This is a genomic window from Nonomuraea jabiensis (assembly GCF_014204795.1).
Taxonomy (GTDB): domain Bacteria; phylum Actinomycetota; class Actinomycetes; order Streptosporangiales; family Streptosporangiaceae; genus Nonomuraea; species Nonomuraea jabiensis.
On sequence record NZ_JACHMB010000001.1, the window covers coordinates 10,824,358 to 10,838,710 of the forward strand.

10 protein-coding genes are annotated in these 14,353 nt (G+C 68.5%); 5 read left to right on the forward strand and 5 right to left on the reverse strand.

The features are described from left to right. Positions 1-218 precede the first annotated feature (218 nt). Together HD596_RS49515 and HD596_RS49520 are read left to right on the forward strand one after the other, a co-directional pair. Positions 219-956 (forward strand): FadR/GntR family transcriptional regulator, encoded by a 738-nt coding sequence (locus HD596_RS49515; protein ID WP_221519957.1) that lies wholly within the window; start codon positions 219-221, stop codon positions 954-956. A 254-nt stretch (positions 957-1,210) separates the two neighbouring features. Next, positions 1,211-2,713, forward strand: coding sequence for an arabinofuranosidase catalytic domain-containing protein (locus HD596_RS49520; protein ID WP_185076256.1), 1,503 nt, complete (start codon positions 1,211-1,213; stop codon positions 2,711-2,713). Between the two features lie 152 nt (positions 2,714-2,865). Here the strand turns inward: HD596_RS49520 and HD596_RS49525 are convergent, their stop codons facing one another. The 4 genes from HD596_RS49525 to HD596_RS49540 are packed head-to-tail and all read right to left on the reverse strand — an operon-like array spanning position 2,866 to position 7,102. After that, positions 2,866-4,029, reverse strand: coding sequence for a mandelate racemase/muconate lactonizing enzyme family protein (locus HD596_RS49525; protein ID WP_185076257.1), 1,164 nt, complete (start codon positions 4,027-4,029; stop codon positions 2,866-2,868). Between the two features lies 1 nt (position 4,030). Next, positions 4,031-4,858, reverse strand: a complete 828-nt coding sequence (locus HD596_RS49530; protein WP_185076258.1) for a carbohydrate ABC transporter permease — start codon at positions 4,856-4,858, stop codon at positions 4,031-4,033. Further along, positions 4,858-5,820: a carbohydrate ABC transporter permease gene (locus tag HD596_RS49535; protein ID WP_185076259.1), complete on the reverse strand. Its 963-nt coding sequence runs from the start codon at positions 5,818-5,820 to the stop codon at positions 4,858-4,860. The genes HD596_RS49530 and HD596_RS49535 overlap by 1 nt, the downstream gene beginning before the upstream one ends. Before the next feature lie 4 nt (positions 5,821-5,824). Continuing rightward, entirely contained in the window at positions 5,825-7,102 is a 1,278-nt protein-coding gene (locus HD596_RS49540; RefSeq protein WP_185076260.1) for an ABC transporter substrate-binding protein, read from the reverse strand. Between the two features lie 191 nt (positions 7,103-7,293). On the opposite strand from HD596_RS49540, the gene HD596_RS49545 reads away from it, so the two are divergent. From HD596_RS49545 to HD596_RS49555, 3 genes are all read left to right on the forward strand, one after another. Further along, entirely contained in the window at positions 7,294-7,983 is a 690-nt protein-coding gene (locus HD596_RS49545; protein ID WP_313046574.1) for a FadR/GntR family transcriptional regulator, read from the forward strand. 366 nt (positions 7,984-8,349) lie between these two features. Next, positions 8,350-9,705 carry a lectin gene (locus HD596_RS49550; RefSeq protein ID WP_185076262.1) on the forward strand — a complete coding sequence of 452 codons (1,356 nt, stop codon included), beginning with the start codon at positions 8,350-8,352 and terminating at the stop codon, positions 9,703-9,705. 160 nt (positions 9,706-9,865) lie between these two features. Next, a complete protein-coding gene (locus HD596_RS49555; RefSeq protein ID WP_246555393.1) occupies positions 9,866-12,652 on the forward strand; it encodes a glycosyl hydrolase family 95 catalytic domain-containing protein in 2,787 nt (928 codons plus the stop codon). Positions 12,653-12,720: 68 nt separating this feature from the next. Here the strand turns inward: HD596_RS49555 and HD596_RS49560 are convergent, their stop codons facing one another. Then, entirely contained in the window at positions 12,721-14,151 is a 1,431-nt protein-coding gene (locus HD596_RS49560; protein ID WP_246555396.1) for an endo-1,4-beta-xylanase, read from the reverse strand. Between the last annotated feature and the right edge of the window lie 202 nt (positions 14,152-14,353).

Below are 14,353 nucleotides of genomic sequence, written 5' to 3' on the forward strand. Positions count from 1 at the left end.
TAAGCCCGCTTATTTCACCATTTGCACACCGAGGATCCGGCCAAAGTTAGCCGATTTGCGCCATTCACCAGCATGAATTCCTGCGCCGCGCACACCCCGCGCCGATGGATTTCGGATGAACCGTTCAGATGTGTCGTACTCATGAACCCCGGCGGCTGAGCTCGGGGAGGCCATCCACATCCGTCATACTTTGCAGGGAACGGCGAGGAGGAAGCACGGTGACCGACACCCCGCACGAGAGCGGATACCGGCCGGGCTACGAGGTGGCGGCCGAGCAGGTGCTGGAGTTGATCGTCCGGCTCGGCCTGCGTCCGGGTGACCGCATGCCGACCGAGATCGAGCTGGCCCGGCAGCTGGGCACCAGCCGCACGGTGGTTCGCGAGGCGGTGAAGCTGCTCTCCGCGCTCGGCCGGGTACGCGCCCAGAAGGGCCGCGGCCTGTACGTGGCCGACGACGAGGGGATGTTCGGCACCGGGCGCTGGGCCTCCTTCTTCCTCCCGACCGACCTCGACCACGTCTACATGCTGTTCGAGTTCCGCCGGGTGCAGGAGATGGAGACCAGCAGGCTGGCCGCCCGCCGCGCCACCCCCGCGGAGCTGCGGGCCATCGAGGAGGCGGCCGGCGTGTGCCGCCACGGCTTCGAGACCGGCCAGGAAGACCTGTTCAACAAGGGCGACGACACCTTTCACACCGCCATCGCCACGGCCTCGCACAACATGTTCCTCCAGGTGGCGGTGCGGGAGGCCCGCAGGCTGCAGGCTCAGTCCAACCTCATCGGGCTGAGCGGCTCGGTGGGCGGGCACGCCGCCAAGGCCGTCGAGGAGCACGAGGCCATCTACCGGGCCATCCGCGCCGGCGACCCGGAAGCGGCCGCCCAGGCCGCGGCCACGCACATCGACAACACCCTCGACGACTACCGCAGAGAGATCCAGCAGCGCCTCTTCTCCTCCCAGTGATCCGGCCGTCCGCGCTGGTTCGCCCAGCCGGGAACCGACGGGCCTGATCAGCCGGGTCTGCGGCGGATGAAAGTTTCATCGAGCCCGACCGCGAGCGTCGCCGATGAGTGCCGCCGAGCAGGCCGCCGGGCAGGGCGGAGCCTTGACAGGCGGTCAAGGCGTCGTATGTGCTTCGCTGTTGGCGAATCGATTCGATTCGCTCCAGTCTCCAAGCGTGGCTGTCTCCGTCTCGCCCTACCTCCAAGGAGTACGACATGCAGCCTTCATCCGTTCCCTTATCGGGCTCCCGGGCGGCCGTCGTCGCGGCTGTGGTGGCGGCGCTGGCGATTCTCATGGCCACCGCCCTGACCTGGTCGGCACCGGCCTCGGCGGCGACCACGCCGCTGGTGGGCGTGGGGTCGGGGCGGTGCCTGGACGTCAGCGGCGCCTCGCAGGCCAACGGCGCGCAGACGCGGATCTGGGACTGCAACGGCCAGCCCGGCCAGCAGTGGACGTCGACCGCCGCGGGTGAGCTGCGGGTGTACGGCACCAAGTGCCTGGACGTCTACGGCGCCGGCACCGCCGACGGCACCAGCGTGATCATCTGGGACTGCAACGGCCAGAACAACCAGAAATGGCGCCTCAACGCCGACGGCAGCGTCACCGCGGTCGGCGCGAACAAGTGCCTGGACGTCTCCGGGAACGGCACCGCCAACGGCACCAAGGTGCACATCTGGACCTGCCATGGCGGCACCAACCAGAAATGGACCACCGGAACCGAGCCCACCCCGACGCCGACCCCGCCGCCACCCGGCGCACGCCCGTGCGACATCTACGCCTCCGGCGGCACGCCGTGCGTGGCCGCGCACAGCACGACCCGGGCGCTCTACGGCTCGTACAACGGCAACCTGTACCAGGTCAGGCGCTCCTCCGACAACACGACCAGGAACATCGGCGTGCTGAGCGCGGGCGGTGTCGCCGACGCCGCGGCCCAGGACTCGTTCTGCACCGGCACCACGTGCGTCATGACCGTCGTGTACGACCAGTCCGGGCGGGGCAACGACCTGTGGTACCAGGGATCCAGCGTGGTCCCCGGCTCCCCGCAGAGCAGGCCCGCGATCGCGACCACCGAGTCGCTCACCGTCGGCGGCGGCAAGGCGTACTCGCTCTACATCAACCCCGGCAACAGCTACTGGCGGGACGGCCACCTGACCGGCGTGCCCACCGGCAGCGCACCCGAGGGCATGTACATGGTCACCAGCGGCACCCACGTCAACGGCGGCTGCTGCTTCGACTACGGCAACAGCGAGACGACCAGGAAGGCCGACGCCGCCGGCGCCATGGACGCCATCAACTTCAGCACCCAGTGCTGGTTCGGCGGCTGCCAGGGAACCGGGCCCTGGGTCCAGGCCGACCTCGAATGGGGGCTCTACCCCGGCGGCAGCCAGTCCTGGAACCCCAACCAGCGGGCCTTCCCCCACAAGTTCGTCACCGCCACGCTGAAGAACAACGGCACCAGCCGGTTCGCCATCAAGGGCAGCAACGCGCAGTCCGGCAGCCTGTACACCCTGTACGACGGGCCGCTCCCCAACGGCTACAGCCCGATGAAGAAGCAGGGGGCCATCATCCTGGGCAGCGGCGGCGACTGCTGCAAGCCCGACGGCGGCGCCAACCTCAGCGCCGGAACCTTCTACGAAGGAGCCATGGTCGCCGGCTACCCCACCGACGCCACGGAGAACGCCGTCCAGGCCAACATCATCGCCGCCGGCTACCGCTGACCCGGTCCCCCGGCAAACCGAACGCCGGCCACCTGCTTCGCCCGATGAGGGGAGGCGGTGGCCGGCCTGCGGACGAGCCCAGGCCCGCGCCTTCGGGGTAGGTGCCGCGCGAGTTCAGCCATCCGGAGCCCGTGCCGACGTCGGCCGGGGTGCTAGGCCTGATGGAAGCCGCCGTTGACCGCCAGCAGCCGCCGTCCGGCGGGTTCCGGGCGGATGTTGGGGCCCTCGGCGGCCCTGGCGTTCGGCTTGCGGGTGCACGAGTCGATCGCGTGCTCGTCGATCGTGATGCCGAGACCGGGCGAGTCTCCGAGGATGAACGCGCCGTCCTCGACGTACAGGTCGAGCGACAGTCCGAGTGGCGGGTGCAGGTCCTGCAACTCGCTGGCCAGATGGTTCGGCACCGACGTCGCGGCGTGCAGCAGCCCGACCGGCGTGGTTCCGATCGGGCTGACCGGCAGCTCATGAGCGTGCGCCAGAGCGGACACCCGGAGGAAGTGGGACACCCCCCAGACCGCGGCCGTCTGGACGATGTCGACGGCCCCCGCGGCCAGCAGCGGACGGAACTGCTCGAGCCCGGTGAGGTTCTCCCCCGTGGCGACGGAGGCGCGGATCCCGCGGCCGACCACGGCTAGGCCCTCGGCGTCCCACCGCCGGACCGGCTCTTCGATCCACGTGAGGTCCAGGGTGCGTTCGAGCTCGCAGACGTGCCGGACCGCCTGCTTGCGGGTCCAGGCCTCGTTCACGTCGAGCATCAGGCCCGGCCGCGATCCGTGCCCGGCCTCGGTCAGGACGTCCCGTACCAGCGTCAGGCGGTGCCGGTCGCGTTCGATGTCGAGACCGCCCTTGATCTTGGCCGCGCGCAGACCGTGCTCGGCGTAGACCTGCTGGACCGAGACGAGTTCGTCGTCGGTCAGGCCGATGTCGAGGCCTGAGGCGTAGGCGGGCACCCGCCGGTCGCGTCCGCCCAGCAACCGCCAGAGCGGTTCACCGGCCAGCTGTGCCTTGATGTCCCACAGGGCGGTGTCGAGCGCGCCGATCGTGCCGAACACGGCACCGGCGTGGCCCGCCTTGAAGGTCTGCCGCAGCATGCGGTCGTAGAGCGCCGTCACGCCGCGCGGATCCTCGCCCTCGATCGCGGCGAAGACGGCCTCGATCTCCACGTGCGGCCCGAGGCCGATACCGGTGATCCCCTCGTCGGTGTCCACCATGACGAGCGGCACCGAGACCACTCCGTCGGCGAAGACGCCGTTGGCGTCACCGACGGGACGGCCCCATTCCTGGACCGTCGTCGTGGTCCGATACCCCGTGATCCGCATGTCAGCCCTTCGTGGAACCGGCGGTGACGCCGTCGGCGATCTGCCGCTGGAGGAACAGATAGATCATCAGCACGGGAACCGCCGCGATCAGGACCCCCGAGGCGAAGGTGGGGATGTCGTCGGAATACTGTCCGCGCAGCGCGTTGACCCCGATCATGAGGGTGCGATGCTCGGGCGACGGCATCATGAGCAGGGAGATGAGCACGTCGTTCCAGCAGAACAGGGCGTCGAGAATGCCGACCGACAGCAGCGCCGGAACGCCCAGCGGGAGCATGATCCGCCGGTACACGCCGTACACCGTGTTCCCGTCGATCCTGGCCGCGTCGACGATCTCCGCCGGAATGGTCCTGTAGTGGCTCGTCATCAGGAAGACGGTGAACGGGAGGAACTGCGCGACGTAGGCCAGGATCAGTCCCGGATAGGTGTCGATGAGCCCGCTGTCGGCCATGACCCTGGTGAGCGGCACCATGATCACCTGGAACGGGACGAACAGCCCCGCGAGACAGCCCAGGAAGATCACCGAAGAACCGCGAAAGCGCAGCTGGCTCAGCGCGAAGCCCGCCATCGACCCCAACAGCAGCAGCAGGGCCACGGCGAATGCCACGACGACGAACGAGTTGACGAAGTACCGCGCCATTCCGGCGCCGGCCCAGGCCTCGGCGAGGTTCTCCCAGCGCAGGGAACCCGCCGGGGAGAACCGGTCGAGGACGTAGTCGCGCCGGGTCTTCATCGCGACGTTGGCGGTGAACAGGAGAGGATAGATCGTCGCCAGCGCGAGCACGGCCATCGGAACAGCGGCCGCCCACCTGGCCAGACGCCTGCCGGGCATCAGTCCTGCCTCCCCGCGCGGCGGAGCAGGGTGATCTGCAGGAGCCCCACCACGAGCATGACGACGAACAGGACCGTCGAGGCGGCCGAGGCGAGCGCGGGCCGGTTCATCTGTCCCTGCTCGTGCCAGATGTAGTACTCCGGCAGGTAGGTCGATCCCTCCGGGCCTCCGCTGGTCATGATGAAGAGCAGGCCGAACATGGATGTCAGCATCCCGATCATCGTGGTCACGAAGACGAACTGAATGGTGCGCGTCAGGCTCGGGATGATCACGTGCCAGATGATCTGGCGGAGCGACGCGCCGTCCACGCGGGCGGCGTCCAGCAGCGAGGCGTCCAGGGTGCTGAATCCGGCGAGGAACACCACCAGAGCCATCCCGAACGTCGCCCATACGTGCACGCCGACCACCGTGAACATGGCGATGCCCGGATCGCCGAGCCAGTCGACCGGGCCGACGCCGACCGCCCCGAGGACGGCGTTCAACGGGCCGTCGAACCCGAGCATGAGGTTGAAGATCGCACCGACGATCACCGGCGAGAGCACGGCCGGGAAGAAATAGACGCTGCGGTAGACCCGGTGACCCGGCACGCGCAGATAGATGAAGGTCGCCAGCAGCCCCGGAATCGCCACCGCCACGGGAAGCAGCAGCACCAGCAGCCCGACGTTGCGCAGCGAGGTGCGGAACAACGGGTCGCCGGCCAGCTCCAGGTAGTTGCCCAGGCCGACGGGCGTTCCGTTGAGCTCGCCGTCACCCGTGAAGGAGAAGTTGACCCCCAGGACCAGCGGCCACAGGCGCAGCACCACGATGATCAGTACGGCCGGGGCCACCAGGACGTAGGGCGCGAGGCGCTCCGCGCGCCCCCTACGGGTGTCGCGGCGGCGTCCCCGGTGCGTGACGGTCGATGCGCCGGTCCGCCCGGAGCCGGCCGGGCGGACCAACGAGGACGGACTTCCGATCGGCACGCGGTCAGCCTGCCCGGTCGGAGGCGGCCAGCTGCTCCACAGCCTTGTCCACGGTGGTCGACCCGCTCAGGAGCTGCTGGGACAGTCTTCCCATCAGGTCCAGGGTCTTGGAGGACAGCGCCACGTGCAGGGCGGGCTTGCCCGTCTTGATCTCGGACACGATCGTGGCGACGGCCGGGCCGGCCTGCGAGACGTCGATCGTCGTGTCGGCCGCGATCGCGCCGGCCTTGGCGTAGAACGCCGTCAAGGCGTCGGTCGAGGTCAGGGAGCGCACGAGATCGGCGGCCAGTGCGGGGTCCTTCGTCCATTTGGCGACCGCGTAACCGATGCCGCCGTCGTACGGAAGGCTCGGGGTGGCTCCGCCGGTGACGACGGGGGCCTGCATGACGCCGATCTTGTCGGGCGGCAGGAACTCGCCGAAGTCCTTCCAGTGCCCGATGTCCGACATCAGCCCGATGATGTGCGCGGCCTTACCGGTCTTGAAGACTCTGAAGATGTCGGTGAACATCGCGGTGGAGTTGGCGCCGTCGTTGTTCAGCCCCTTGTCGCCGGCTTCCTTCCACAGCTCGAAGATCCGCCTGACGTGAGGAGAGGTCCAGTCGCGCTTCCCGGCGATCCAGGCGTCGTACTCCTGAGGCGTCAGGATGCCGGATCCGAGACCCGACAGGAAGAACTGGATGCCGAAGCCCTCCTTGTTGCCGAGCGCGAAGCAGGTGGCCCCGGTCGCCTTCTTGATGGCGGCGCAGCCGCTGACGAACTCGTTCCAGGTCTTGGGCGGGTTCGCCGGGTCGAGGCCGGCCTTCTCGTAGAGCGTCTTGTTGTAGTAGATCGGGTGCCCCTGCAGGGTCACCGGTGCGGCGTAGGTCTTGCCGTCCTTGCTGAACGCGTCCCAGCCCGCCAGCCGGCTCTTGTCCTCGGCCACGTACTGGTCCAGCGGAAGGAGCGCGGTGACCCGGTCGCGGATCTGCCCTCCCCCGTTGAAGAGCATGACGTCGGGCCCCTTGCTGGACTGGATGGCCGTGCCGAGCAGGGTGTAGTACTGGTCGAACGGCTGGGCGACGAACTCGACGGTGACTCCCGGATGCCGCTTGGCGAAGTCGGCCTTGGCCTTCTCGATGTAGGCCGCGGCGGCCGGTTCACCGGACTTCCAGTCCCAGACCACGATCTTCTGCTGCTTCTGCGTCGAGCCCCCCGAGGGGGACTCGGTCCGGGCCGCGCTCCCGCAACCGGCCAGGACCAGTGCGGCGACCATGAAGGCCGGCCACAGTGCTCGCTGCTTCATTGCTGCCCGCTTTCCGAGGACCGCTGGACCAGGCGCAAACATAATTCGTATGACGTATAACGTCAATAGGGCTCACGTATACTGACGCGGTGGCGCGCCAGGAGGGGTCTATGACGACATCGCAGGAAACGCCTGGCAGCGTCCCGGCGCCACCGGCCTGGGTGCGACGTCCTGCCAGTCTCGCCAGAGCGGTGACAGCCGAGCTGGTGGAGCGCATCGTTCGCGGCGTGCACCCGCCTGGGACCTCGCTGCCCCCCGAGCCCGCGCTGTGCGAGGCCTTCTCCGTGAGCCGCACGGTCGTGCGGGAAGCGGTGAAACTCCTGCAGGAGAAGGGGCTGGTACGCGTCCGGCAGGGCTCCGGCACCATGGTGACCCCGCCGACGATGTGGGACATGCTCGACGAGCTCGTCCTCGCCGCGACCATCGCCGCGGAGGAGAGCCTGGCGATCCTCGACGACCTCGTCGTCACCCGGCGCGTGCTGGAGTCCGACATGGCCAACGTCGCCGCCCGCGTGGCGGGGCCGGACACCGTGGAGCAGCTGCGGGCCTTGGTGGATCGGATGGACGAGCTCGTGGACGACCCGGTCACGTACGCCGACAGCGACCGTGCCTTCCACGACACGATCATGCAGGCGTCGGGAAACCGCATCGCCCGCGGCGTCGTACGGGCGCTGGAAAGCCAGGTCGTCAACACCGCCCGATACCTGGGCCGGACCGAGCGGGCGCTCTGCGTGGCGTCGAACCTCGGCCACCGCCGCATCTACGAACGCATCGCCGCCCACGATCCCGGGGGCGCCGCCGAGGCGATGTTCAACCACATCACCGAGGCCTGGATCGTCCGCCGCAGCGGAACGGCCGATCCCGTGCGGCTGCGGCGTTAGCACCCGTTCGCGTCCTCGGAACCGATTCGATCGAGGGCTGTGAAAGTTTCATCGCGGCACGTCAGTGGTGGCCGCGGCCGCTTCTCCTGGTCAGACGCCGGAGCGCCGGGCCCGTCTCAGGCGCAGGTCCCCAACGTCGAGAAGGCCGATCCTTGACAGGTCTTGTCACGGTCAGATTTGCTCCGCTGCACCATCGCCTCCAGCCGCCAGGAAGAAAGGAGATCCCATTGACGGCGGCGTTGAGTGAGCGCTAACACTTCACGAACTCGACCGGCCGGCCGCCAATGCCCGCGCCCCGGAAAAGGTGGTGGAAGTGGCTTCCCTTTTACGTTTTTCACCCCCAAGAACGGCAAAGGAATTCGCGTGATGTCGAGGCTCAGGTACCTCTTCACCGCTATCGCGTCCGCTGTACTGCTCGTCGTCCTGGCCACGGTGCATACGGCGCTGGGCGACAGCGCGCCCCCGTCTCTCGCACAGCGGAGCGCCCTCGCGGGCACCGCGGGATGCGGAAAGACCCCGACGCTGAGAAGCGGTCCGCAGTCGATTACGACCAGCGGGAAAAATCGCAGCTACATTCTGAGAATTCCGGACAACTACAACAACAACACCCCCTACCGGTTGATCTTCGGATTCCACTGGAATGGCGGCACCGCCAACGATGTCGACGGGGGCGGAACCAGCGGGTACCCCTGGTCCTACTACGGGCTCAGGGCTCTGTCGAACAACACCGCCATCTTCGTCGCGCCCCAGGGCTTCAACAACGGCTGGGCCAACTCGGGCGGCGAGGACACCACCTTCGTCGACGACATGATCCGCCGGATCGAGGCGGACCTCTGCGTGGACACCTCCCAGCGCTTCGCCATGGGCTTCAGCTACGGCGGCGGCATGAGCTACTCGCTCGCGTGTAACAGGGCGACGGTCTTCCGCGCCGTGGCGGTCTACTCCGGCGGGCAGCTCAGCGGGTGCAGCGGCGGCAACGAGCCCATCGCGTACATCGGGCTGCACGGCCTCAGGGACGGGGTGCTCAACATCTCCGCGGGCCGGTCGCTGCGTGACAGGTTCGTCAGGAACAACGGCTGCACCCCCCAGAACCCGCCGGAGCCGGCGCAGGGCAGCCTGACGCACATCGTCACGTACTACTCGGGGTGCCGGGCCGGGTATCCGGTCGCTTGGGCGGCGTTCGACGCCGGCCACACCCCCGGTCCCGTGGACGGGAAGCCCGGCGACCTGGAGCCAGGCGAGAAGTCCTGGACCAGGCCGGTGGTGTGGGAATTCTTCACGCAGTTCGGAGGCAGCGACCCGAACCCGACGCCCACCCCCACGGTTGACCCGCCGGCGGCGGGCGCGCTCAAGGGCGCGGGATCGGGCCGGTGCCTGGACGTCAGCGGCGCCTCGCAGGCCAACGGCGCGCAGACGCAGATCTGGGACTGCAACGGCCAGGCCAACCAGCAGTGGGCCGCCACCAGTTCCGGCGAGCTGCGGGTCTACGGCGGCAAGTGCCTGGACGTGAACGGCGCCGGGACGGCGGACGGCACCGCCGTGATCATCTGGGACTGCAACGGCCAGAACAACCAGAAGTGGCGACTCAACGCCGACGGCAGCGTCACCGCGGTCGGCGCCAACAAGTGCCTGGACGTGTCCGGGTACGGCACCGCCAACGGCACCAAGGTGCAGATCTGGACCTGCACCGGCGCCACCAACCAGAAGTGGGCCCGCGCCTGACACAGCCCGTGACAGCTGACCACGCGCCATCGCCGGGGACGAGCCATCGCCCCCGGCGATCGCCACGAGCACACCCCGATGGGCTTGGAGAACCGAAATGGCTGATTTATCGCGCAGACAAGTGCTGAGATACGGCGCGGCCGGAGCAGGAGCCGCGCTGTTGCCCTTGCCATGGACGGCCGCGGCCCGGGCCGCGTCGGCGGCGCCCGCGGAGGTGCGCGCCGCGAACGATCTGGCCCTGTGGTACGACGAAAGCGCCGGCACGGAGTGGCTGCGTGCGCTTCCGATCGGAAACGGCCGCCTGGGCGCCATGGTGTTCGGCAACGTCGACACCGAGCGGCTGCAGCTCAACGAGGACACCATCTGGGCCGGCGGCCCGTACGACCAGAGCAACCCGAAGGGCGCGGCGGCGCTGGGGCAGATCCGGCAGCTGGTCTTCCAGAACCAGTGGAGCCAGGCCCAGACCCTGGTCGACCAGAACATGCTGGGCAACCCTTCGGCGCAGCTGGCCTACCAGCCCGTGGGCGATCTGCGGCTGACCTTCGGCAGCGCCACCGCGGTCTCGGAGTACAACCGCTTCCTGGATCTGACCACGGCCACCACGACGGTGACCTACCTGCAGAACGGCGTACGGTACCGGCGCGAGGTGCTCGCGAGCGCGCCGGATCAGGTGATCGCCGTCCGCCTGACCGCCGACAAGCCCGGCTCGATCACGTTCTCCGCGACGTTCGCCAGCCCGCAGCGGACGACGCGGTCCAGCCCGGACGGCACGACGGTGGCGCTCGACGGCGTCTCCGGCGACCAGAGGGGCCTGGCCGGCAAGGTCAGGTTCCTGGCACTGGCCCGAGCCGTCGCCGAAGGCGGCAGTGTCAGCAGCTCCGGCGGCACCCTGCAGGTAAGGTCCGCCAACAGCGTGACGGTGCTGATCTCCATCGGCTCCAGCTACGTGAACTACAAGGACGTCAGCGGCGACTACCAGGGCATCGCCCGGCGCCATCTCGACGCCGCCGCCGGCCGGACCTACGACGACCTGCGTGGCCGGCACACCGCCGACTACCAGCGGCTGTTCGGGCGCACGACGCTCGACCTCGGCCGCACCTCGGCGGCCGACCAGCCGACCGACGTACGGATCGCGCAGCACGCGAACACCAACGACCCGCAGTTCTCGGCACTGCTGTTCCAGTACGGCCGTTACCTGCTGATCTCCTCCTCGCGGCCGGGCACCCAGCCCGCCAACCTGCAGGGCATCTGGAACGACTCGCTGACCCCGTCCTGGGACTCGAAGTACACCATCAACGCCAACCTGCCCATGAACTACTGGCCGACCGACACGACCAACCTGTCGGAGTGCTACGAGCCGGTGTTCAAGATGATCAACGACCTCACGGTCAGCGGCGCCCGCACGGCCCGGGTGCAGTACAACGCCGGCGGCTGGGTGACCCACCACAACACCGACGGCTGGCGGGGCAGCTCGGTCGTCGACGGCGCGACCTGGGGCATGTGGCAGACCGGCGGCGCATGGCTGGCCACCATGATCTGGGACCACTACCTCTTCACCGGCGACCTCGACTTCCTCCGGCAGTACTACCCGGCCATGAAGGGGGCCGCGCAGTTCTTCCTGGAGACCCTCGTGGAAGAACCGAACCTCAAGTATCTGGTCACGAACCCGTCGAACTCCCCGGAACTGACCCACCATTCGGGCGTCAGCATCTGCGCCGGACCCACGATGGACAACCAGATCCTGCGGGACCTGTTCAACGGCTGCGCCAAGGCGAGCGAGCTCCTGGGCACGGACGCGAGCTTCCGTACCCAGGTCCTGGCCGCCCGGGACCGGCTCCCGCCGATGAAGACCGGCTCACGCGGCAACATCCAGGAATGGCTCTACGACTGGGTCGAGACCGAGCAGAACCACCGGCACATCTCCCACCTCTACGGCCTGCATCCCAGCAACCAGATCACCAAGCGCGGCACCCCCGCGCTGTACACCGCCGCGCGGCGAACCCTCGAACTGCGCGGTGACGACGGTACGGGCTGGTCGCTGGCGTGGAAGATCAACTACTGGGCGCGGATGGAGGAGGGCACGCGGGCGCACGACCTGATCCGCGCCCTCGTGACGACGGCCCGGCTCGCGCCCAACATGTTCGACCTGCACCCGCCGTTCCAGATCGACGGCAACTTCGGCGCGACGTCCGGCGTCGCCGAGATGCTGCTGCAGAGCCACAACGGCGAGCTTCACGTGCTGCCGGCGCTCCCGGCGGCCTGGCCGAGCGGAAAAGTGCAGGGTCTTCGAGGGCGCGGCGGCTACACCGTGGACGCCACGTGGAGCTCCGGCGGGGCCACCGAGATCCTCATCAGGTTCGACCGTGACGGGACGGTCAACGTGCGCAGCCGGATCTTCGCCGGGACCTACCAGGTGGTCGACACCACGACCGGCGACACCGTCAGCGTCGCCAAACCCGAGAACGACGTCATCGCACTGACCGGCCTGGCCGGTCGTACGTACCGCATGACCGGGTCCGGCGGCCCCCCGCCGGCGACCTACGTGCGGATCACGAACGCGACCACCGGCCTGGCGCTGGACAGCGGCGGCAACGTCGCCTCCGGGGCGAACCTCAAGCAGTGGAACTGGGACGGCAGCACCAACCTGCAGTGGCAGCTCGTGGACCTGGGCGGCGGGTGGTACCGCATCGTCAACCGTACCAACGGCATGGTCGTCGACAGCTGGGGCAACACCGCCAACGGCGCCAACGCCAGGCAGGCGGCGTGGGGCGGCGGCAACAACCAGCAGTGGCGCCTCAACAGCACGGGCAACGGCCGCTACCAGATCATCAACCGCGGCACCGGCACGGCCCTCGACGGCATGGGCAACAGCACGGCAGGCTCCACCGTCGCCATGTGGACGCCGAACAACAGCGCCAACAACCAATGGACCATCACGAACGTCTGAACCCGACGACGCGCTTCGCCGCAACCGGCCACCGGTTGCGGCGAAGTCATGGGCCTACCTATGCGGCTTCAGGAACGCCCGGTCCAGGTCCACTTCTGGTTGCCGCCGCCTGAGCAGTCGTACAGCTGGATCTGGGTGCCGTTGGCGGTGCCTGTGCCGACGGCGTCCAAGCAGCGTCCCGACTGCACGCCGACGATGCTCCCGTCGGAGTTGACGCGCCACTTCTGGTTGTCGCCGCCCCAGCAGCCGTAGATCTGCACCTTCGTGCCGTTCCCGGTGCCGGCGGCGTCCAGGCACTTGTTGCCGTACACCTTGATCTCACCTGCGGACGTCGAGCTCCATTGCTGGTTGGACTGGCCGTTGCAGTCCCACAACTGCACCTGGGTGCCGTCGGTGGTGCTGGCGTTGGGCACGTCCAGGCAGCGACCGGAGGCCACCCCCTTGATCTGGCCGTTGTCGCCGGGCGGCGTCGGGGTCACCGTGGGCGTGGGGCCGGGGTTGGCGGCGTTGAGGGCGTTGAGGACCGCGTCGTAGGCGGGCTTCTTGTTGCCGCCGTTGAACAGCAGCGGGCTGGCGCCGGCGCCGAGCCAGGAGTCCTGGTCGCGCACCCCCCACACGGTGATGCCGGCGCAGCGCGGCACGGCCAGGCAGTCGTTGGTCACGGCGGCGTAGGTCTGCGGAGAGCCGCCCTGGATGTCCAGCTCGGTGATCTGCACGTCCACGCCGAGGGCGGCGAAGCTGGAGATGGTGGTGCGGTAGTTGCTGTTGTACGGGCTGTTGCCGTTGAAGTGCGACTGCAGGCCCACGCAGTCGATCGGCACGCCGCGCTGCTTGAAGTCGCGGACCATGTTGTAGACGCCCTGGGTCTTGGCCCAGGTCCAGTTGTCGATGTTGTAGTCGTTGTAGCAGAGCTTGGCGGCCGGGTCGGCGGCGCGCGCGGTGCGGAAGGCGACCTCGATCCAGTCGTTGCCGGTGCGCTGCAGGTTGGAGTCGCGCCGGCCGCCGGAGTTGCCGTCGGCGAAGGCCTCGTTGACCACGTCCCAGGCGTAGATCTTGCCCTTGTAGTGGGACATGACGCCGTTGATGTGGTCGATCATCGCCTGGCGCAGCGAGCTGCCCGACAGGGACTGCATCCAGCCGGGCTGCTGGCCGTGCCAGGCCAGGGTGTGGCCGCGGACCCGCTTGCCGTTCTGGACGGCCCAGTTGTAGACGCGGTCGCCGTTGGTGAAGTTGAACTGGCCCCGGTTCGGCTCGGTGGCGTCGATCTTCATCTCGTTCTCGGCCGTCACCATGTTGAACTCGCGGCTCGCGATCGTGGTGTACTGCGAGTCGCCGAGCCTGCCCGCGCTGATGGCGGTGCCGAAGTACCGCCCGCTCTGCGCGGCGGCCGCGCCGAGCGTGCTCGCCGCGGCATCGGCGCGGAGCGGCGCCATCAGCGCCATGATCACGGCGAGCACGCCGAGAGCACCGACGATCAGGGACCAGCGTAAGCCGTTCAAGGGTCGCCTGGTTTCAGACGAGGGTATGGCGTTTGCGCCCATGCCTGAGCCTCCATGTCTGAGATACGGAAACGGGATCACGTGGGGACACGCCATCAAGGCGTCGCTTGGTGACTCAGTGTGGAAATGCTTCCGAAACATGTCAAGGCGGGTCTGAAAAGTTTCAGACACATTTGGCGGCCTGCTTGGGCGCTACAGGGGA